22 protein-coding genes are annotated in these 20,922 nt (G+C 66.0%); 11 read left to right on the top strand and 11 right to left on the bottom strand.

Annotation, left to right across the window (positions count from 1 at the left end; all coding sequences use genetic code 11):
- Nucleotides 1-53: 53 nt before the first annotated feature.
- The 5 genes from ACQR1L_RS27395 to groES all read right to left on the bottom strand — a co-directional run bounded on the left by ACQR1L_RS27395 (nt 54) and on the right by groES (nt 3,827).
- Nucleotides 54-596 (bottom strand): hypothetical protein, encoded by a 543-nt coding sequence (locus tag ACQR1L_RS27395; RefSeq protein ID WP_434861027.1) that lies wholly within the window; start codon nt 594-596, stop codon nt 54-56.
- 90 nt (nt 597-686) lie between these two features.
- Nucleotides 687-1,136: an Hsp20 family protein gene (locus ACQR1L_RS27390; protein ID WP_434861026.1), complete on the bottom strand. Its 450-nt coding sequence runs from the start codon at nt 1,134-1,136 to the stop codon at nt 687-689.
- Nucleotides 1,137-1,356: 220 nt separating this feature from the next.
- Entirely contained in the window at nt 1,357-1,587 is a 231-nt protein-coding gene (locus ACQR1L_RS27385; RefSeq protein WP_434861025.1) for a hypothetical protein, read from the bottom strand.
- 264 nt (nt 1,588-1,851) lie between these two features.
- Nucleotides 1,852-3,471: a chaperonin GroEL gene (groL, locus tag ACQR1L_RS27380; RefSeq protein WP_434861024.1), complete on the bottom strand. Its 1,620-nt coding sequence runs from the start codon at nt 3,469-3,471 to the stop codon at nt 1,852-1,854.
- A 41-nt stretch (nt 3,472-3,512) separates the two neighbouring features.
- Entirely contained in the window at nt 3,513-3,827 is a 315-nt protein-coding gene (gene groES, locus ACQR1L_RS27375; protein ID WP_008961795.1) for a co-chaperone GroES, read from the bottom strand.
- Nucleotides 3,828-4,047: 220 nt separating this feature from the next.
- Here groES and ACQR1L_RS27370 point away from each other — a divergent pair, with 220 nt between their 5' ends.
- The gene (locus ACQR1L_RS27370; RefSeq protein WP_434861023.1) at nt 4,048-5,145 is read left to right on the top strand and encodes a trypsin-like peptidase domain-containing protein; all 1,098 of its coding nucleotides are present in this window, start codon (nt 4,048-4,050) and stop codon (nt 5,143-5,145) included.
- A gap of 151 nt (nt 5,146-5,296) precedes the next feature.
- A complete protein-coding gene (locus ACQR1L_RS27365) occupies nt 5,297-6,514 on the top strand; it encodes a diguanylate cyclase domain-containing protein (RefSeq protein WP_434861022.1) in 1,218 nt (405 codons plus the stop codon).
- Between the two features lie 7 nt (nt 6,515-6,521).
- On the opposite strand, the gene ACQR1L_RS27360 is transcribed toward ACQR1L_RS27365, so the two are convergent.
- The 6 genes from ACQR1L_RS27360 to ACQR1L_RS27335 form a co-directional block, all read right to left on the bottom strand.
- Nucleotides 6,522-7,268, bottom strand: coding sequence for an SDR family oxidoreductase (locus tag ACQR1L_RS27360; protein ID WP_434861021.1), 747 nt, complete (start codon nt 7,266-7,268; stop codon nt 6,522-6,524).
- A 26-nt stretch (nt 7,269-7,294) separates the two neighbouring features.
- Nucleotides 7,295-8,131 (bottom strand): alpha/beta fold hydrolase, encoded by an 837-nt coding sequence (locus ACQR1L_RS27355; RefSeq protein WP_434861020.1) that lies wholly within the window; start codon nt 8,129-8,131, stop codon nt 7,295-7,297.
- A gap of 123 nt (nt 8,132-8,254) precedes the next feature.
- A complete protein-coding gene (locus ACQR1L_RS27350) occupies nt 8,255-9,283 on the bottom strand; it encodes a helix-turn-helix transcriptional regulator (protein ID WP_434861019.1) in 1,029 nt (342 codons plus the stop codon).
- A gap of 34 nt (nt 9,284-9,317) precedes the next feature.
- Nucleotides 9,318-10,721 (bottom strand): M20/M25/M40 family metallo-hydrolase, encoded by a 1,404-nt coding sequence (locus tag ACQR1L_RS27345; protein WP_434861018.1) that lies wholly within the window; start codon nt 10,719-10,721, stop codon nt 9,318-9,320.
- A gap of 109 nt (nt 10,722-10,830) precedes the next feature.
- Entirely contained in the window at nt 10,831-12,435 is a 1,605-nt protein-coding gene (locus ACQR1L_RS27340; RefSeq protein WP_434861017.1) for a helicase HerA-like domain-containing protein, read from the bottom strand.
- A 206-nt stretch (nt 12,436-12,641) separates the two neighbouring features.
- Nucleotides 12,642-13,046, bottom strand: coding sequence for a hypothetical protein (locus ACQR1L_RS27335; RefSeq protein ID WP_434861016.1), 405 nt, complete (start codon nt 13,044-13,046; stop codon nt 12,642-12,644).
- On the opposite strand from ACQR1L_RS27335, the gene ACQR1L_RS27330 reads away from it, so the two are divergent.
- From ACQR1L_RS27330 to ACQR1L_RS27290, 9 genes are all read left to right on the top strand, one after another.
- Nucleotides 13,045-13,452 carry a DUF4332 domain-containing protein gene (locus ACQR1L_RS27330; RefSeq protein WP_434861015.1) on the top strand — a complete coding sequence of 136 codons (408 nt, stop codon included), beginning with the start codon at nt 13,045-13,047 and terminating at the stop codon, nt 13,450-13,452. The genes ACQR1L_RS27335 and ACQR1L_RS27330 overlap by 2 nt on opposite strands.
- Before the next feature lie 79 nt (nt 13,453-13,531).
- On the top strand, nt 13,532-14,389 hold the full coding sequence (gene folP / locus ACQR1L_RS27325; protein WP_434861014.1) for a dihydropteroate synthase: 858 nt from the start codon (nt 13,532-13,534) through the stop codon (nt 14,387-14,389).
- Entirely contained in the window at nt 14,386-14,754 is a 369-nt protein-coding gene (gene folB / locus ACQR1L_RS27320; protein WP_434861013.1) for a dihydroneopterin aldolase, read from the top strand. The genes folP and folB overlap by 4 nt, the downstream gene beginning before the upstream one ends.
- A 4-nt stretch (nt 14,755-14,758) precedes the next feature.
- On the top strand, nt 14,759-15,250 hold the full coding sequence (folK, locus tag ACQR1L_RS27315; RefSeq protein WP_434861012.1) for a 2-amino-4-hydroxy-6-hydroxymethyldihydropteridine diphosphokinase: 492 nt from the start codon (nt 14,759-14,761) through the stop codon (nt 15,248-15,250).
- Between the two features lie 100 nt (nt 15,251-15,350).
- Nucleotides 15,351-17,213: a methylmalonyl-CoA mutase family protein gene (locus tag ACQR1L_RS27310; RefSeq protein WP_434861011.1), complete on the top strand. Its 1,863-nt coding sequence runs from the start codon at nt 15,351-15,353 to the stop codon at nt 17,211-17,213.
- Between the two features lie 2 nt (nt 17,214-17,215).
- Complete coding sequence (locus tag ACQR1L_RS27305) at nt 17,216-17,680, top strand: GFA family protein (RefSeq protein WP_434861010.1); 465 nt, start codon at nt 17,216-17,218, stop codon at nt 17,678-17,680.
- A gap of 27 nt (nt 17,681-17,707) precedes the next feature.
- Nucleotides 17,708-17,860: a hypothetical protein gene (locus tag ACQR1L_RS27300; protein ID WP_434861009.1), complete on the top strand. Its 153-nt coding sequence runs from the start codon at nt 17,708-17,710 to the stop codon at nt 17,858-17,860.
- Nucleotides 17,857-20,013, top strand: a complete 2,157-nt coding sequence (scpA, locus tag ACQR1L_RS27295) for a methylmalonyl-CoA mutase (protein ID WP_434861008.1) — start codon at nt 17,857-17,859, stop codon at nt 20,011-20,013. Before ACQR1L_RS27300 ends, scpA begins: the two co-directional genes overlap by 4 nt.
- 125 nt (nt 20,014-20,138) lie before the next feature.
- Complete coding sequence (locus ACQR1L_RS27290) at nt 20,139-20,915, top strand: DUF3298 domain-containing protein (RefSeq protein ID WP_434861007.1); 777 nt, start codon at nt 20,139-20,141, stop codon at nt 20,913-20,915.
- The last annotated feature ends 7 nt before the right edge of the window (nt 20,916-20,922 follow it).

Here is a 20,922-nt window from a genome sequence, read left to right as displayed (position 1 = left end):
GCCGCCCTGACAGGGCGGCGCTCATGTCCTCGTGGACGTCCTGCAGGCTGCGCTCACACCAGGCTCGCGCGCGAGGCCTTCGGCCAATCCCCGGCCGAGCCGGCGCCTTGCAGTTCGGCCGCCAGCCGCCGCTCGACGAACCGGCGCTCATGATCGGCGAGCTTGGTCGCAAGCAACCGGCGATAACGCCGCACATTGGCTTCGCGGGAAAACCGCAGACGGGCGGCCGGCCGCATCCGGACGGCTGACGGGCCGGGCGCATGCTCACCCGCAGCAGCGTCGGCCTCGACATCGACCCGCGGCACGATGCGCATGGCCGCCCCGCCGCGCGGGCGTGGCGGCTGATCCTCGCGGTCGAGCTGACGCAGCGCGCCGAGAATGTCGGACAGGCGGAGCGGATGGACGAGCCCTGGAATCTTGCGCAGGCCGGGCTGCGACTCCACGGCGTACATGTCCGACGCCCAGGACGACAGGATCAGCCGCTTCTCGGCCCTGGACAGCTTCACGTCGTTGATCAGGTCGGCCGGAGATTCGTAATGCGAGACCGGATGGAAACCGGCTCCGGCTGCGGTAGTCGAAACACGATGCTCGCTCATGGCGTCTCTCCTCCTCAACTCCTTTCACAAGAGACTGATGGCATCGCGACGCGGGCGACAAGGCGTCCCCGCGTCGCAGGTCAAAACGCGTCAGGCCGCCTTCTGCTGCGCGATCTGCTCCACCTGTGCGGTGCCGATGGCGATGCGGCGCGGCTTCATGGCCTCGGGGATTTCGCGCACCAGCTCGATCCGCAGCAGGCCGTTGTCGAAGGTCGCTGACGTCACCTGCACATAGTCGGCGAGGTTGAACTGCCGCTTGAACGGGCGCGACGAGATGCCCTGGTAGAGGTACTCGCGGCCCTCCTTGTCGGCCTTGCGCCCCTCCACGGTCAGCACGTTGTGCTCGGCAGTGATGCTGAGCTCATCCGGCGCAAATCCGGCAAGCGCCAGCGAGATCTGATAGCGGTCGTCGCCGAGCCGCTCGATGTTGTACGGGGGATAGTTGTCCTCGACGGCGCGCTGCGTCTCGTCGAGCATGTCGAACAGGCGGTCGAAGCCGATCGTCGAACGCCACAGCGGGGTGAAGTCGTAGGTCCTCATAGCCAAGTCCTCCTGGGAGCAAGATGGATACAAGGAGCGCCGAGCCGATGCAGGACAAACTGTGTTGTCCAGACACCCGGTCAGCGCCCAGATCGTCAACCGGGCCCGGACGGCACCCGGCGCCGCCGGAGCGGCGACAAACGAATTAGAAAATTCAGTGCGGGATTCAAGAGGGCTCGTGCGGATTTTTTGTCGCGATTTCTCGCGGCGCAAAAGCGTGTCAGGCGGCGACGGCGGACAACCGCTGCAACCGCATCGTCGCCTCGCGGAGCACGCTGACGAGGCGGTCGCGCTCGCGCTGATCGATGTCGCCGCGCGACAGCACCGCCTGGCAATGCGCCACCACGCGCTGTTCGCTCTCGATCAGGAAGCGGGTCAGACGCCGGGGATCCCCCATGCTCATGACCGCGGTGGGGTTGGGCGGCGGATGATCGTACTGCCACGCTGGCATGATCGGCCCTGCGAGCTTTTGCTGCCTGCGCTGCTGATGAGACCGGGGCGGCGCGACAGCGCGCAACCACACCTCCCGTCGACCGTCGGCCCGCCCGGCCACGGCAGCGATTGTGGCCGGTTCTGGACGGATTGCGGTCGTGACAGGGATTGATAGCTGCGCGTTGTGGCCGATCCACGACCAGCGCTGCGGCAATGAGTTGTTTGTCCGGATTATTTGTTGCCGGGGCGGGCCGGCGGCCTGCCGTCCGCCCCGGCGTCACGATCAGTAGTCCATCGCCGGGGCAGCGCCGGCTTCGGCCTTCTTCGGCTTGTCGGCCACCAGCGCCTCCGTGGTGATCAGGAGCGAGGCGACCGAGGCCGCATCCTGCAGCGCGGTGCGAACCACCTTGGCCGGGTCGATCACGCCGGCCTGCACCAGATCCTGGTACTCGCCGGTCGCGGCGTTGAAGCCCCAGCTATAGGTATCCTTCTCCAGCAGCTTGCCGACCACCAGCGAGCCGTCGTCGCCGGCATTCTGCACGATCTGCCGCACCGGCACCTGGATCGCGCGCCGGATGATGTCGACGCCGGCCTTCTGGTCGGAGTTCGCGGTCTTGACGCCGTCGAGCACCTTGGTCGCTCGCAGGAGCGCTACGCCGCCGCCGGGCAGGATGCCCTCCTCCACCGCGGCGCGGGTGGCGTGCAGCGCGTCGTCGACGCGGTCCTTGCGCTCCTTGACCTCGACCTCGGTGGCACCGCCGACCCGGATCACCGCGACGCCGCCGGCGAGCTTGGCCAGCCGCTCCTGCAGCTTCTCGCGGTCGTAGTCGGAGGTGGTCTCCTCGATCTGCAGCCTGATCTGCTGCGTGCGGGCCTCGATGTCCTTCTTCGCGCCGGCGCCGTCGACGATCGTGGTGTTCTCCTTGTCGATCACCACCTTCTTGGCGCGGCCGAGCATCGACAAGGTCACGTTCTCCAGCTTGATGCCGAGATCCTCGGAGATCGTCGTGCCGCCGGTGAGGATCGCGATGTCCTCCAGCATGGCCTTGCGGCGATCGCCGAAGCCCGGCGCCTTGACGGCCGCGATCTTCAGGCCGCCACGCAGCTTGTTGACCACCAGGGTCGCCAGCGCCTCGCCCTCGACGTCCTCGGCGACGATCAAGAGCGGCTTGCCGGACTGCACGACGGCTTCGAGCAGCGGCAGCATGGTCTGCAGGCCCGACAGCTTCTTCTCGTGGATCAGGATGTAGGGATCCTCGAGCTCGACCCGCATCTTCTCGGAGTTGGTGACGAAATACGGCGAGACATAGCCGCGGTCGAACTGCATGCCCTCGACCACTTCGAGCTCGGTGTCGAGGCTCTTGGCCTCCTCCACCGTGATCACGCCCTCATTGCCGACCTTCTGCATGGCCTCGGCGAGGAAGCGGCCGATCTCGCTGTCACCATTGGCAGAGATGGTGCCGACCTGCGCGATCTCGTCATTGCTGGTGATCTTCTTGGCGTGCGCCTTGAGATCTTTCACGATCGCGTCGACGGCGAGATCGATGCCGCGCTTGAGATCCATCGGGTTCATGCCGGCGGCGACCGACTTCGCGCCTTCCTTGACGATGGCCTGGGCGAGCACGGTGGCGGTGGTGGTGCCGTCGCCGGCGAGATCGGCGGTCTTCGAGGCCACTTCGCGCACCATCTGCGCGCCCATGTTCTCGAACTTGTCCTCCAGTTCGATCTCCTTGGCGACCGTCACGCCGTCCTTGGTGATGCGCGGCGCGCCGAACGATTTCTCGATCACGACGTTGCGGCCCTTGGGACCGAGCGTGACCTTCACGGCATTGGCGAGGATGTCGACGCCGCGCAGCATGCGGTCGCGCGCGTCGGTGGAAAACTTCACGTCCTTGGCAGCCATGTTCATCGTCTCCTTTCTCTAATGACTGTCAGTTCTGAGGGTTAAGCGGCTTTCTTCGCCGCGACGGGCGTATCGATGATGCCGAGCAGGTCGCTCTCCTTCATGATCAGGAGATCCTTGCCGTCGATCTTCACCTCGGTGCCCGACCATTTGCCGAACAGCACGCGGTCGCCGGGCTTGACGTCGAGCGGCACGAGTTGCCCCTGCTCATTCCGCGCGCCAGGGCCCGCGGCGACGATCTCGCCCTCCTGCGGCTTCTCCTTGGCGGTGTCGGGAATGATGATGCCGCCCTTGGTCTTCTCCTCGGCATCGATACGGCGCACGAGCACGCGGTCGTGCAATGGACGGAAATGCATGCACATCCTCCTTCACAAGATCAGCGATGTCATAAGCCCCGGGTCCCATGAGGCCCCCGGGCGAGCAACGACCTAGGAAAGCCGAGATTTTCGTTCAAGAGGGTCACGAAAAATTTTTGGCACTCGGCGGGAACGATTGCCAGGACGGCTTGACCGCGGCTGCCGTCCTGACCAGTTCTACGGGCGCCAAAAACCGTCCCCTTCCGTCGAGGAAAAAACGATGCAGCTTCTGCGTTGTGTCCGGCCTTTGGTCCTGCTGCCGGCGATCGTGCTCTCCCTCCTGACAGCCCCTGCCCTCGCCCAGATCCCCGACCTTAAGCTCGGCCGAGTGCCGACGCTCGCGCCGCTGGTCAAGGAGGTGACGCCCGCCGTCGTCAACATCTCGGTCGAAGGCAAGGTCCGGCAGGACAATCCGCTGTACCAGGACCCGCTGTTCCGCGATTTCTTCGACGTGCCCAAGCAGGTCGAGAAGCAGATCAGCGCCACCGGCTCGGGCGTCATCGTCGATGCGGCAAGGGGCTATGTGATGACGGCCAATCATGTCGTCGAGCACGTCACGACCGCGCAGATCCGCACCAAGGACGGCCGCAAATTCTCGGCACGCCTGGTCGGCCGCGACCCCGCCACCGACATCGCGCTGCTGCAGATCAAGGACCCGAACGAGTTGAAGGCGATCGCGCTCGGCGACAGCGACGCGCTCGAGGTCGGCGACTTCGTAATCGCGGTCGGCAATCCCTTCGGCCTCGGACAGACCGTCACCTCCGGCCTCGTCAGCGCGCTCGGCCGCACCGGCCTCGGCAAGCAGGGCTATGAGGATTTCATCCAGACCGATGCCGCGATCAATCCCGGCAATTCCGGCGGCGCGCTGATCAATCTGCGCGGCGAGCTGGTCGGCATCAACACCGCGATCATCTCGCCGGGCGGCGGCAATGTCGGCATCGGCTTCGCCGTGCCGATCAACATGGCGCGGCGGGTGATGGAGCAGCTGGTCGCCAATGGCCGGGTCGATCGCGGCCGCATCGGCGTCACCCTGCTCGACCTGGACTCGCCCGCCGATGGCCGCGTGATCGGCGCGCGCGTCGCCGACGTGGCGGCAGGCTCCCCGGCCGAGCGCGCCGGCCTGCGCAAGGGCGACGTCATCGTAAAGGCCAACGACATGCCGGTGCGCAGCGCCACGCAGGTTCGCAATCTCATCGGGCTCACGCCGGTCGGCCAGCGCGTCCGGCTCGTGTTCGAGCGCGACCGCGCACTCGGCAATGCGACGGTCGAAGTTGCTCCGGTCGCAGAGGAGCGCGCGCGGGTGCGGACCTCGGGCTGAGGGGCCATTTTCAACCTTCAGTCCCCGGCGGAGACGAACACGACGTGTAGTAAATTTTTACCGCACATCAAGCATGGAACGAGACGCGGATACCTCCCTAAACGGCTGTTAAGTGCTGCCGCGCTTAGTGCGCCCGGGTGGAGGGTGTGCAATGCGGACTGATGGGCTGGCGTTCAGTTTGCCACGCTGGCGCGTGACGCGGTGGCTGGCGGATCCGGGACATGAGGTGTCCGCGGACATCCGCCTCGCCTTGACCGGCGAGCTCTACGGCTGCTGGTCGGTGTTTGCCGGCGGCGCCATCAACACGGTGGCCGTCGCCGCGGCGCTCGCGCTGCGCACGCCGACCTCCCTTTTCATCACCTGGTTCTTGCTCGAAGTCGCGATCTGCCTGTCACGCCTGATCGTGATGATCATAGCCTATCGCCGCGCGCGCCGGCAGCTCTCGACCCCGACCGACATCCACATCCTGCTCGCGGTCGCCTGGAGCGCCAGCGTCGGCTTCGGTGTCGGCATCAGCCTCGCGTCCGGCGACTGGATCGCCGCGTCGCTCACCTGCATCTCCTCGGCGGCCATGGTCGGCGGCATCTGCTTCCGCAATTTCAGCGCGCCGCGCCTGGTCGGCACGATGATCCTGTGCAGCATCGGCCCGGTCATCCCCGGCGTCGCCACCTCGCACGAGCCGCTGCTGTTCGCGATGTATCTGCAGATGCCGGTCTATTTCCTCGCCATGACCGGCGCGGCGTTTCGCCTGAACAAGATGCTGGTCGCGGTCATGCATGCCAAGAGCGAGAGCGACGAGCGCGCCCGGCTCGATCCGCTGACCGGATTGAACAATCGCGCCGGCCTGATCGACGCGCTGCAGCGCCGGCTCGCCAGCAAGCACCATGACGGCCCGGGATTCGCCGTCCTCTATCTCGATCTCGACGGCTTCAAGCCCGTCAACGACACCTTCGGCCACGCCGCCGGCGACGAGCTCCTGATGATCGTCGGCCGGACGCTCAAGGAGATCGTCGCGCCGTCCGACGTCATCGCCCGGATCGGCGGCGATGAGTTCGTCGTGCTCTCCACCGATCCCGCGCTCGATCACGCACTGGCGCTCGGCGATCGCATCATCGAGGTGATGACCACGCCCTTCATCCTTCCGAACGGCGCCCAGGTTCATGTCGGCATGAGCATCGGCATCGCCGCGGCGCCCGACCACGGCACCGATCCGGAGTCGCTGCTGTTTGCGGCGGACGCCGCGCTGTATGAAGCCAAGGCGAGCGGCAAATCGTGCTGGAGATTGGCCTCGGCAGAGGCCAATCTCGCAGCGCTGCGCAAGGTCACGGGCGACCAGCTCACGACGAGGCCGGTCGTGACGGCGGCCTGATTTCAGCCTAGGCGGCCGAGGCGAGCCAGCTGTCGAAATCGATCGCGCCCAGCCGGGCCTGCCCCAGCGGCGTCAGCGACTGGTCATCGATGAGAGCGCCGAAATAGCCGGCCTTGGGATCGGCCACCACCTCCCTTCCATCGCCCGCAGCCCGCAGGCGTCGCGAGACGAAGCTGGCAAAGGGCTGCTTGTCGGGACCGGCAATGTCGATCGTGGCATTCAGCGGCGCCCGCAACACCACGTCGGCAAGCGCGGCCGCGACATCATCGGCCGCGATCGGCTGGAACATTGCCGCGGGCACGACGACCTTCCCGTCGACCGCGCCCGCATCGGCGATGCCGCGGACGAACTCGAAGAACTGCGTCGCCCGCACGATCGTATACGGCAGGCCCGAGGTCTTGATCACCTGCTCCTGCGCGACCTTGGCGCGGAAATAAGCGAGGTCGGTCATTCTGTCGGTGCCGACGATCGACAGCGCGACATGGTGCTTGACGCCGGCGGCCTTGCCCGCGGTGACCAGGTTGCGGCTCGAACGCTCGAAGAAGTCGAGCACGGCAGCCGGGCTGAAATCCGGCGCATTCGAGACGTCGACGACCACGTCCGCGCCTTGCAGCGCGCGGCCGAGACCCTCGCCCGTGACGCTGTTCACGCCGGACTTCGGTGACGCCGGCACCGCGTCATGACCTTGCCCGGCAAGCCGCGCCACCAGCTTCGATCCGATCAGCCCCGTGCCACCGATAACGACAATCTTCATGGCTTCGCCTCCTATGAATTCGAGTGTCATGCCCGCACGAAGGCAAGCAGGTCCGGATTGATCACCTCGTGATGGGTGGTGCACATGCCGTGGGGAAACGTCTCGTAGACCTTGAGCCTGCCGCGCTTCAGAAGCTTGACCGACAGCCGCGCCGACGCATCGATCGGCACGATCTGATCGTCGTCGCCGTGCATCACCAAGGTGGGAACGTCGATCTTCGACAGATCGTCGCTGAAGTCGGTTTCGGAAAACGCCTTGATCCCGTCGTGGTGAGCCTTGGCGCCGCCCATCATGCCCTGGCGCCACCAGTTATGGATGACGCTGTCCGACCGCGTCGCGCCCGGCCGGTTGAAGCTGTAGAACGGGCCGGAGGGAAACTCGGTGTAGAACTGCGTCCGGTTGTCGGCGAGCGCCTTGCGCAATCCGTCGAACACCTCGATCGGCAATCCCCCGGGATTGCCAGGGGTCTTGACCATGATCGGCGGCACCGCCCCGATCAGCACGAGCTTGGATACACGCCCCTGCGGCTGGCCATGACGCGCGACATAGCGCGTCGCCTCGCCGCCGCCGGTCGAATGACCGATATGGACGGCGTCGCGCAAATCCAGGTGCTCGACCACGGCAGCCGCGTCGGCCGCATAATGGTCCATGTCGTGTCCGTCGCTGACCTGCGCCGAGCGCCCGTGACCGCGGCGGTCGATCCCGATCACGCGATAGCCGTTCGCGAGGAAGAACAGCATCTGATTGTCCCAATCGTCGGAGGACAGCGGCCAGCCGTGATGGAACACGATCGGCTGCGCCGTCTTCGGTCCCCAATCCTTGAAAAAAATGTCGACGCCGTCGTTGGTCGTCACATAGGCCATCGTCGCTCTCCTGCACTGATCAGCGGGGCGCCCGACAATGGGCGCGGCGACGGTATTTTTGCCTGGGCGGAGCTTCGGCTCTTGCTTCGGACCGGCTCGGATTGTCGAAAACCGGCGTAACGGTTAGTGAGCGTCCTGCGCGGAGGCGCGTCTGATCGCCGCACGTCCGTTCGACCGCCGCCAGCGGTCCGGACTGAGGCCGACCAGCTTCGTGAACGTCCGGGTGAAGTGGCTCTGGTCGGCGAAGCCCACCTCGAGTGCGATCATTCCCAGAGTGAGCTCGCCCTGCAAAAGCAGATCGCGGGACCGCGCGACCCGACGCTGCAACAACCATTGATGCGGAGCGACACCGACCGACTTCTTGAAGGCCCGCGCGAAGTAGCTCGGCGACAGGTCGAACTCCGAAGCGATGTCCTGAAGCAGGATGTTGCCGGAGAGCCTGGCCTCGATCAGATCGCAGGCACGGCGCACCTGCCAGGCGGCCAACCCGCCCGGCAACAGCGGCGCCGGTTCGCCGCAGCCACCATATGTTCGCACCACATGGGCAGCGATCGTCATCGACAAATGATCGACAAACAGCCGGTTGGCCTCATCAGGCCGTCCCAACGCCTCGCTCATCGCATGGCTGAGATGGCGCATGGTCGGGTCGTCGACGCCCACCGCCGGCTCGTAGGACAGTTCGCCGACGGATGCCATGAACATCTCGCGGGCCGTGACGTCGATGACCTCGCGTGACAGACGATAAAAGATCGAATGAAACGGCTTGTCGATGACATAACAGGGCGCCCGCTTCATGTCGTAGAGATAGGTGCCGCCGGCGAAGATGTCCTTCTTGGCTACCGCCCGCCCGTTCTCCCAGCATTCGCATTCGGGATAGTCGCGAAACTTGACGCTGACCATGTAGGCGTCGTCAGGCGGAAGCGGGTCTGACAGGCCCCTCTGCGGGTTGTCCGACCGGCATTCTGCGGACTCCAACGCGCTGTCGGCGAACGCCCGAGTGACGAGCGTCGGCGCCTGTTCGAGCCGCAGACCCGCCTTCAATCGCTTGCCAAAAATCTCGCTTTCGGCCATGGCGCCTTTCCTGCCGACCAGGGTTGTATGGTACCCTGATCGGGCGGGAAAGGAGGAGCCCCGTTGTCGCAGCGGCCGCATGTCGGAGACGCGGGCCGCTGGAGTTCCATGACGGCTACCGCGGCATCTCCGCGAGCGCGGCGAGGATGCGGGCCCAGGAGCGGATGCCCTTGTGGTAGCTCTTGAGGTCGTACTTCTCGTTCGGCGAATGGATGTTGTCGTCGTCGAGACCGAAGCCGACCAGCAGCGAGTCGAGGCCGAGCGTCTTCTTGAAGTCGGTGACGATCGGGATCGAGGCGCCCGAGCCCATCAGGATGGTCTCCTTGCCCCACTCCTCGGTCAGCGCCTGCTTGGCGGCGGCGAGCGGCTTCATGGTCCAGTCGAGCGCGATCGCGGCACCGGCCGAATGGTCGCCGAACTCGACCGAGCAGTCGCCGGGAATGCGCGCCGACACGTAGTCGCGGAACGCCTTGCGGATCTTCAAGGGATCCTGGCCTTCAACGAGGCGGAACGAGATCTTGGCATGCGCCAGCGACGGGATCACCGTCTTGGAGCCCTCGCCGATATAGCCGCCCCAGATGCCGTTGATGTCGCAGGTCGGGCGTGAGGAGATCTGCTCGATCAGCAGGCGATCCTTTTCGCCGGCCGGGATCGACAGCCCGATCGGCTTGAGGAAACTCTCCGGCGTCAGGTTCAGCTTCTTCCACTGCTCCAGGACGTCCGGCGGCACGTCCTTCACGCCGTCATAGAAGCCGGGGATGGTGATGCGGCCGTCGGCATCGAACAGTCCGCCGAGCACCTCGGTCAGCACGCGGATCGGATTGCGCGCGCCGCCGCCGAACACGCCCGAATGCAGGTCGCGATTGGCAGCCTTGATCTTGATCTCTTCATAAAGAAGACCGCGCAGCGAGGTCGTGATCGCGGGCGTGTTCGGGTCCCACATGCCGGTGTCGCAGACCAGCGCGAAGTCGGCCTTGAACTCGTCCTTGTTCTGTTCGAGGAACGGCACGAAGTTCTTCGAGCCGACCTCCTCCTCGCCCTCGATCACCACGGTGACGTCGAGCGGCAGCGAACCCGTCACCTTCTTCCAGGCCCGGCAGGCCTCGACGAAGGTCATCAGCTGGCCCTTGTCGTCCTCGGCGCCGCGCGCGACGATGATCTTGCGGCCGTCGGCGTGGTCAGTGACCACGGGCTCGAACGGCGGCCGGTGCCACAGGTCGAGCGGATCGACCGGCTGCACGTCGTAATGGCCATAGAACAGCACATGCGGCTTGGCCGCGCCGTGGCCGTTGCTCTTGCCGACCACAGCCGGATGACCCGCGGTCGGCCGCACCTCGGTGGCGAAGCCGAGCGTCGTGAGATCCTTGGCGAGATGATCGGCCGCCGCCTTGCAATCCTCAGCGAAGGCCGGATCGGCCGAGATCGACTTGATGCGGATCAGCTGGAACAGCCGGTCCAGGCTGTTGTCGAAATCAGCATCGATGTGATCGAGAACGGATTGAAGCTGCGCATTGGCCATGGCCAAGAGATCCCTTCGCAAGTGACGCGTGTCGGCTTGCTTTTAGCCCCGTTGCGCGGTCCGGACCAGCGTGATGCCGCGAGCATCACGCTGGCGATGACAGCATGGCTCAGCGCCGCAGCAACCCGCCGAGCGCGCCGCGCACGAGACTGCGGCCGATCGAGCTGCCCAGCGAACCACCGACCTGCTTGCCGAGATCGGCGGCGATGCCGCCGACGACCTTGTCGGTCACCTGGCGCGCGACGTTGCGGGCAATCACCTGCGTGGTCGAGAGCTGGCCACGCTTGACGTTGGTGCCGAAGATCGTCGCCGCGAGATTGCCGATCGTGCCGAGCACGCCGGACGAGCCTTCCGTGGTCGCCGCCTTTCCGGCGATCCGCTGCTGCAGGAGTTCGTAGGCTGACTCCGCATCGATCTCGGTGTCGTATTTCCCCTTCACCGGACTTGCCGCGATGACCGCCTTGCGCTCCTCCGCCGTGACCGGCCCGATCCGCGCCGACGGCGGCCGGATCAGCACGCGTTCCACCATCGACGGCGTGCCGTTGCCTTCCAGGAACGAGACCAGCGCCTCGCCCTTGCCGAGCTCGGTAATCACCTTGGCGGTGTCGAGCTTCGGGTTGGGACGGAACGTATCGGCGGCGGCTGCCACCGCCTTCTGGTCGCGCGGCGTGAACGCGCGCAGCGCATGCTGCACGCGGTTGCCCAACTGTCCGAGCACGCGATCGGGGACGTCGAGCGGGTTCTGCGTCACGAAATACACGCCGACGCCCTTGGAGCGAATGAGGCGCACCACCTGCTCGATCTTGTCCATCAGCGCCTTCGGCGCGTCATTGAACAACAGATGCGCCTCGTCGAAGAAGAACACCAGCTTCGGCTTGGCGACGTCGCCGACCTCCGGCAGTTCCTCGAACAGCTCGGACAGCATCCACAACAGGAAGGTCGCGTAGAGCCGCGGGTTCTGCAGCAGCTTGTCGGCGACGAGGATGTTGATCATGCCGCGGCCGTCGCGGTCGGTCTTCATGAAGTCCGTCAAGGTCAGCGCCGGCTCGCCGAAGAACTTGGTGCCGCCCTGGTTCTCCAGCACGAGCAGCTGGCGCTGGATGGTGCCGACGGTGGCGCGGGTGACATTGCCGAACGACTGCGCAGCCTTCCGGATCGGCGCCAGCGGATCGGCCTCCGCATCCGCGCCCTTCTTGGTGTCGGGAATGATCGCGTCGAGCAGCGCGCGCAGATCCTTCATGTCGATCAGCGCGAGCCCGTTCTCATCCGCGACACGAAACGCAACGTTGAGCACGCCTTCCTGGACATCGTTGAGGTCGAGCATCCGCGCGAGCAGCAGCGGTCCCATCTCGGTGACGGTGGCGCGCACCGGATGCCCCTGCTCGCCGAACACATCCCAAAATACCGTCGAGAACTGATCGGGCTGATAGGTCAGGCCGAGCTCGCCCGCGCGCTTGACGAGGAAGTCCTTGGCTTCCCCGGTCTGGGAGATGCCGGACAGGTCTCCCTTGATGTCGGAGGCAAAGACCGGAACGCCTGCGCGCGCAAACCCTTCGGCCATGACCTGCAGCGACACGGTCTTGCCGGTGCCGGTCGCACCGGTGACTAATCCGTGGCGATTGGCGAGCGCGAGCGTCAACCAGGCCGGCTGCTCGCCGGCACCCACGAGAATTTTTTCGTCGGTATCAGCCAGAGATTTTCCGGATGGTGCCATGTTGATCCATCTTTCCAGAGTGCTTGTTTCGCATCGCACGGCGGCGGGGCGTCTCGTGCGGTAACATACTTTAGTTTCGCAGGTTGGAACCAGCGTCAGGGTGCCTCACCTCTTCGCAACGCGCGCGCATTGTTGAGCGATGGTGCTGCGCGGCGCGCACATTTGGCCGGTCGATTCAACATTCGGTCTTGCATCGTTGCAACAGTTCATCGTCGATCGCGAATCGATTCGCGAGCGAGGCTGGGTCGTCGCTTGTAATTCACGGATCGTCCGATCAAGATGAATTCAGCGAGAGGACATCCGGTCTTGGGGGATCGGATGAAGACGGGGTTCACATGAACGAGTTGATTGAGCCGCTGGCCAGAATGGCCGGCTTCGATGGAGTCGTGGCTGAATTCATCGGTATCGAGCCTGACCTCCGCCGCAACGACCGACAGCCGCGACTGGCGCCGCCTTCCCTGCCCGATGAACTCTTCGACCTCGACCGCAACCGGACCGACGCGGATCAGACGGCGCGATCCCGACAGGCTCACCCGGCCTGAGCCGGCCGCCTTGAGGCCCCTCACAGGGGCCACATCACCTGAAGCACCTTCGCGCGCGCCGAGTATCATGACATATCCAATCACCGAACTCGAAGGCATGACGACGTTCTATGCCTCCAAGCTGAAAACATTGGGCATCCGGACGACCGACGCCTTTCTCGAAGCCGCCCGTACCGTGAAGGGACGCAAGTCTCTCGCCGCCAAGACCGGCATCAATGAGCAGCAACTGCTCGACTGGGCGAATGCCGCCGACTACATGCGCATCCCCGGCATGGGCAAGGCCAAGGTCTGCCTGGTCCGCGCAGCCGGTGTCACCACGGTGCGCGAACTGGCACACCGCAACCCCGCCCGACTGGCGCAGAACATCAAGGAAGTGAATACCAAGCGGAAGCTGGTTCGCATCCTGCCGTCGGAGAAATCAGTCGGCCGGCTGATCGAAAAAGCGCGGCAGTTGGAGCCGAAGATCAGCTATTGACGGACAGGCTCGCCGCTTCGTGCGGCTTCGGCGGTGCAACGTCTTGACTCGCCCGTGGCAACCGCGCAAAGCGGCGCCCATGAGCGCCGTTCTGCCCTCTTCCGCCCCGGACCTCGCGTCGAGCCACCCGCTGCTGCGGACGTGGCTGGCCCGTCCTTTTGCCGCGGTCATGGGCATCCTCAACGTGACACCGGATTCCTTCTCCGACGGCGGCCATTTCGATGCGCCGGAACGCGCGCTGGCGCAAGCCACACGGATGATCGCGGCGGGGGCCGACATCATCGACATCGGCGCCGAGTCGACCCGGCCCTACAAGGGCGCGGAGCCGGTCACGGCCGACGCGGAACTGGCGCGCCTGAAACCGATCCTGCCTGCAATCGTGGCACTGGGGGTCCCCGTGTCGATCGACAGCATGAAGGCCAGCGTCGCCGCCTACGCGCTCGACCAGGGCGCTCAGATTGCCAACGACGTCTGGGGCCTGCAGCGCGATCCGGCCATGGCCGAGATCGTCGCGGCCCACGGGGCTCCGGTGGTGGTGATGCACAATCGCGCCGAAGTCGATCCTGAGATCGACATCATCGACGACATGGTCCGCTTCTTCGCGCGTTCGCTGGACATCGCCGCGAAGGCCGGCATTCCCGCAGGCCATATCGTGCTCGATCCCGGCATCGGCTTCGGCAAGACCGCGCCGCAGAGCATGACGGCGCTGGCACGCCTCGACGAATTCAAGCGTTTCGGACTGCCGCTCTTGGTCGGCGCGTCACGCAAGCGCTTCATCAGCACCGTCGTGGCCTCGGAGCCGCAGGAACGGCTGGGCGGATCGATCGCGGCGCATCTGATCGCGGTCCAGCGCGGGGCTGCGATCATCCGGGCGCATGACGTCGCCGAGACGGTTCAGGCCGTGCGCGTGGCAGCGGCAATCGAGGCACAGAGATGACCGATACCATTTTCATCAAAGGCGTCCTTATTCACGCCCGTCACGGCGTGATGGAGCATGAGAGCGAGGTCGGCCAGCGCTTCGTCATCGATCTCGAACTTTATACAGACCTCTCGGACTCCTCACGCAGTGACCGTCTCGCGGACACGGTCTCCTACTCCGATGTGGTCGAGACGGCGACGGCCGCGTTCAAGGACGTCAACTACCGGCTGCTCGAACGCGCCGCGGGCGCGGTGGCCGACGCGATCCTCGCGACATTCGCCCGCATTCGCGCGGTCAAGGTCACCGTGCACAAGCCGCACGCGCCGATCGCCGCGATCTTCGAGGATGTCGGCGTGGTGCTGACGCGCTCGCGCCATCCGTGATCCCATGGCCAGCGCGCTGATCGCTCTCGGCGGCAATGTCGGCGATGTCAGGTCGACATTTCGGCACGCCATTCCCGAGATCATCACGCGCGCCCACGCCACGCTCGCCGCGCGTTCGGCCGACTACATCACACCGCCCTGGGGCGAGGAGCAGCAGCCGCCCTTCATCAATGCCTGCATCGCGATCGAGACCGCCATCGCGCCTCGCGCACTTCTCTCCGTCCTGCACGAGGTCGAGCGGATGTTCGGCCGCAATCGCGCACAGGAGACACGATGGGGGCCGCGCACGCTCGATCTCGACCTGATCGCCTACGACGATGTGAGCCTCGACACGCCCGATCTCACGCTGCCGCATCCGCGACTGTTCGAACGCGGCTTCGTGCTGGTGCCGCTGGCGGAGATCGCCGGGGATCGCCGGATCTCCGGCCGCCGGGTCGACGAGGCGCTGCGGGCGGTTTCGCGCGACGGAATCCGGCCGCTGCCCTCAGCCGAATAGCTGACATTCCCGGCCAAACAACCGTTTGGCTTCGCGTTCCCGACGTGGCATTTTGCGCCACAATAATCGCCATAACAGACGCCCGGGAGATGCGAGCCGCATGACGACCGACACCGACAATCTGCGCCTGGCCGCCGACTTCGCGCCGGCCAGCGAAGCGGACTGGCGCAAGCTGGTCGATGGCGTGCTGAAAGGCGCCGCCTTCGAGAAGCTGGTCGGCAAGACCTATGACGGGCTCAAGATCCAGCCGATCTATCCGCGCGCCAAGGATGCTGCCCCCGTGGCCGGCCGCGCGCCGGCCGCGCCCTGGCAGATCATGCAGCGCGTGGATCATCCGGACGCCGCGAAGGCCAATGCGCAGGCGCTGGTCGACCTCGAAAACGGCGCCACCGGGCTGACGCTGGTGTTTGCGGGATCGAATGCGGCGCATGGCTACGGCCTCGCCGCGACCGCCGACGCGCTCGCCCGCGCGCTCGACGGCGTACATATCGACGCTGCGATTGCCATCGAATTGCAGCTTGGTGAATCGTCCGCGCCTGCCTCGGTTCTCGCGGACTACGTCAAGCAGCGCGGCTTCAAGCCCGAGGCCTGTGACATCCGCTTCGGCCTCGACCCGATCGGCGATGCAGCGAGCCGCGGCGCGAGCGCCCATGACGCGGCTCACCTCGCATCCAGCGCCGTCGACGTCGTCAAGCAACTGCACGGTGCCGGATTCAACGGGCCCTTTCTCGCTGCCGATGGCCGGGTCGTCCACGACGCCGGCGGATCGGAGGCGCAGGAGCTGGCCTTCGTGCTCGCCTCCGGCGTCGCCTATCTGCGCGCGCTCGAGGCCGGCGGCATCGCGCTCGAGACCGCGCGCAACATGATTTACGCGCGGCTCGCGGCCGACACTGATCAGTTCCTCTCGCTGGCGAAATTCCGCAGCCTGCGCCGGCTGTGGGCGCGCATCGAGCAGGCCTGTGGCCTGCAGCCGAAGCCGCTGTTCATCTCCGGCGAGACGGCGTGGCGCATGCTCACGCGGCGCGATCCCTATGTGAACATGCTGCGCGCCACGATCGCCACCTTCGCGGCCGGCCTCGGCGGCGCCAACGCCCTGACCGTCCTTCCGCACACTGCAGCACTCGGCCTGCCCGATGCGTTCGCACGCCGCGTCGCGCGCAACACGCAACTGGTGCTGCTGGAGGAGAGCAATCTCGCCCGCGTCGCCGATCCCGCCGCCGGTGCCGGCGGCATCGAGGCGCTGACGGCCGAGCTTTGCACCACCGCCTGGGCGCTGTTCCAGGAAATCGAGAAGGCCGGCCGAGTCGTGGCCGCGCTGCAGGCTGGGCTGATCCAGTCCAAGGTCGCCGCGGTGAAGCAGGCGCGCGATGCCAACATCGCCAAGCGCCGCGACGTGCTGACCGGGGCTAGCGAGTTTCCGAACCTCAACGAGGCCGAGGTCGCGGTCGAACCGGTCGCGCCGCTGGCTTCGCCCTCGCCTGCCAAGGCCGCGCTCAGCTTCGCGCCGCTGACGCCGATCCGTCTTGCCGACGCCTTCGAGCGGCTGCGCGATCGCTCCGACAGCCTGCTCAAGAGCAAGGGCCAGCGTCCTTCCGTGTTCCTCGCCAATCTCGGCACCGCCGCCGACTTCACGGCGCGCGCGACATTCGCCCGCAGCTTCTTCGAAGCCGGCGGCATTGCCGCCATCGACGGCCCGGGCGGCTCCGATCCGGCCGCGCTCGCGGAGGCCTATCGCGCCTCCGGCGCAACGATCGTGTGTCTCTGCTCGTCAGACAAGGTTTATGGCGATACCGCAGTTCCCGCGGCCAAGGCCCTGCAAGCGGCCGGCGCGCGACATATCTATCTCGCAGGCCGCGGCGGCGAGCAGGAGGCTCCTCTTCGCGAGGCCGGCATCGGCAGCTTCGTGTTCGCCGGCGGCGATGCGCTGAAGACGCTCGAAGACGCCTATACGCATCTGGAGTGAGCATGACCGAGGCCAGCAAACCCGTCCTCACCGGCGGCTGCCAATGCGGCGCCATCCGCTACGCGCTGATGGCGGCGCCGACGCGCGTCAGCATCTGCCATTGCCGGATGTGCCAGAAGGCGACGGGCTCGCCGTTCGCGTCGCTCGCCGACATCAACCACGAAAGCTTTGCCTGGACGCGCGGCACGCCGGGAACATTCCGCTCCTCGTCGATCGCGAACCGCTATTTCTGCGCCGCCTGCGGCACGCCGCTCGGCTTCGGCGCCATCGACGGGCCGCGGATCGAGATCATGACCGGCAGCTTCGACCGGCCCGACCGCGTGGTTCCGACGCGGCAGTTCGGCTCGGAATCCCGGCTCGGCTGGGTCGTCGCGATCGCCAATCTGCCGAGCCAGACCACGCAGCAGAACTACGGACCGGAGAAGATGGCCCGCATCGTCAGCCATCAGCATCCGGATCATGACTGAGCGCTGACCGATGCATCAGGATCGACCATGTTCAGCTGGCTGGCCGCACTCATCGAAACCGCGATCCACACGGTCTGGACCCGCAGCGTGACGGCGGATCCACGCAATGATCCGGTCTACAAGACGAAGCTGAAAGAGCTCATCGAGAGAAACCGCAGGTTTGAGGACGCCCGGGAATGACCCGCATTCCGAATTTCGCCGACATCGCCTTTGAACCGACCGCTGCCCCCGCGCCTACGGGCGCCGCCGAGCCATGGCTGACACCAGAGGGCATTCCGGTGAAGCCGGCCTATGGCGAGGCCGATCTCGCCGGCATAGACTTCCTCGAGACATGGCCGGGCACCGCGCCCTATCTGCGCGGCCCCTACCCGACCATGTATGTCAACCAGCCCTGGACCGTCCGGCAATATGCCGGCTTCTCCACGGCCGAGGATTCCAACGCGTTTTATCGCCGCAACCTCGCCGCGGGGCAGAAGGGCCTGTCGGTCGCGTTCGATCTCGCCACCCATCGCGGCTATGATTCCGATCATCCGCGCGTCGGCGGCGATGTCGGCATGGCGGGCGTGGCGATCGACTCGATCTACGACATGCGCACCTTGTTCGCCGGCATCCCGCTCGACCAGATGAGCGTGTCGATGACCATGAACGGCGCGGTGCTGCCGATCCTCGCTTTGTTCGTCGTCGCGGCAGAAGAGCAAGGCGTGCCGCCTGAAAAACTGTCGGGCACCATTCAGAACGACATTCTGAAAGAGTTCATGGTGCGCAACACCTACATCTATCCGCCGTCGCCCTCGATGCGGATCATCTCCGACATCTTCGCCTTCACCTCGCAGCGGATGCCGAAGTTCAATTCGATCTCGATCTCCGGTTATCACATGCAGGAGGCCGGCGCGACGCAGGACCTGGAGCTCGCCTATACGCTCGCCGACGGCGTCGAATACTTACGCGCCGGCATCGCCGCGGGCCTCGACGTCGACCGCTTCGCGCCGCGGCTGTCGTTCTTCTGGGCGATCGGCATGAACTTCTTCATGGAGGTCGCGAAGCTCCGCGCCGCGCGGCTGTTGTGGGCGAAGCTGCTGAAGCCATTCAATCCGAAGGACCCGCGCTCGCTGTCCTTGCGCACGCACAGCCAGACCTCGGGTTGGTCGCTGACCGCGCAGGACGTCTACAACAACGTGGTCCGCACCGCGGTCGAGGCGATGGCGGCAACGCAAGGCCATACCCAGTCGCTGCACACCAACGCGCTCGACGAAGCGCTGGCGCTGCCGACCGACTTCTCCGCGCGCATCGCCCGCAACACGCAATTGTTCCTGCAACAGGAGAGCGGCACCACCCGGATCATCGATCCCTGGGGCGGCTCGTATTACGTCGAGCGCCTCACCCGCGATCTCGCCGCCAAGGCCTGGGGCCACATCCAGGAGATCGAGGAGCTCGGCGGCATGGCCAAGGCCATCGAGGCCGGCGTGCCCAAGCTGCGCATCGAGGAGGCCTCGGCCAAGACCCAGGCGCGCATCGACACCGGCCGGCAGTCGGTGATCGGCGTCAACAAGTACAAGCCGACCGACGAGCCGCCGCTCGACGTGCTCAAGGTCGACAATTCCACCGTGCGTCGGCTGCAGATCGACAAGCTCTCGCGGCTGAAATCCGAGCGCAAGCAGGCCGACGTCGACGCGGCGCTCGCCGCGTTGACGCGCTCGGCCGGCGACGGCAACGGCAATCTGCTGGCGCTGGCGATCGAGGCCGCGCGGGCCAAGGCCACCGTCGGCGAGATCTCCGACGCGCTGGAGAAAGTGTTCGGCCGCCATCGCGCCGAGATCAAGTCCATCACCGGCGTCTACAAGCGGGAGATCGCCGCCATGTCCGGCAAGGCCGAGAAGCTGCAGACCCTGATCGAGGCGTTCGAGGAGGCCGAGGGCCGCCGTCCGCGCATCCTGGTCGCCAAGATCGGCCAGGACGGCCACGACCGCGGCCAGAAGGTGATCGCGTCGGCCTTCGCCGACATCGGCTTCGACGTCGACATCGGGCCGCTGTTCGCCACCGCCGACGAGGCCGCGCGGCAGGCGGTCGAGAACGACGTCCACATTCTCGGCGTCTCCTCGCTCGCGGCCGCGCACCTCACCGCGGTGCCGGAGCTCAAGGCCGCGCTCAAGAAGCAGGGCCGCGAGGACATCATGATCATCGTCGGCGGCGTGGTGCCGCCGCAGGATTACGACGCGCTGTACAAGTCCGGCGCCGAGGCGATCTTCCCGCCGGGCACGGTCATCGCTGACGCCGCCGAGGAACTGATTCATAAGCTCAACGCGCGGCTCGGCCACAGCGAGGCGGCGGAGTAGTCTTTTAGAGTTTGCTGCATCATCTGCCGGCGCGCGGTCATGCGATCGCGCGCCGTTGCATATGCGGCCATGAACCTCCGCGATCCCCAGCGATACGCATCTTGATCCACCGGATTTGAATTGCCATGACCCGTTCCTCGCTCTGCATTGCCGCCCTCCTCGGCCTCCTTGCCGCGTCTCCCGTTTTCGCCGCCGAACCCAAGCCGGACGCCACCATCAACACCAAGGCGGTCGAGGCCAACGTCACGCTCGATGCGCAGATCAAGGCCGACGGGCCGCTCGCCGCCTATTGTCTTGCCGATGGCAGGAAGTGGATCGACCGGAACGCCGCCGACGCCGCCAAGGAGCGCAAGGAGGACCCGCAAGCGTTCCGTGACCGCAAATGGTCGTATGAGCGCAAATATTCGCTCCGCTCGGTCGTCGCCGGCCGCTACGTCAGCGTGCTCAGGGACGACTACATGGACACCGGCGGCGCGCATCCGAACAGCGATGTCAACACCATCCTGTGGGACAAGACCGTCGCCAAGCCGATCAGCATCCGCCCCTTCTTCACCGAGACCGCCGACAATGGTCCCGCGATGAAGGCGATGCTCGCGGGCGTTATCACCTCGCTCAAGGCCGAGAAAAAGAAGCGCGATGCGACGGAGACCGCGACCGCCGAATGGTTCAAAGGTCTGGAGCCGAAGCTCCTGAAGATCGGCGCGGTGACGCTCGCGCCCTCCACCGAGGCCGGCAAGAGCTCCGGCCTCACCTTCCACTATCCGCCCTACGCGGTCGGCCCCTACGCCGAAGGCCAGTACGTCGCCTTCGTGCCGTGGGAGACCCTGAAACCGTATCTCTCGCCCGAGGGCCAGGCGATCTTCGCCGGCGCCAGGCCGAAGAAGGATGCGGACGACAACTAGCTGGCCG

Source organism: Bradyrhizobium sp. HKCCYLR20261, from assembly GCF_051168435.1.
Taxonomy (GTDB): Bacteria; Pseudomonadota; Alphaproteobacteria; order Rhizobiales; family Xanthobacteraceae; genus Bradyrhizobium.
The sequence above is the reverse complement of the archived record's forward strand: the minus strand, read 5'-3'. Positions and strand labels throughout refer to the sequence as shown.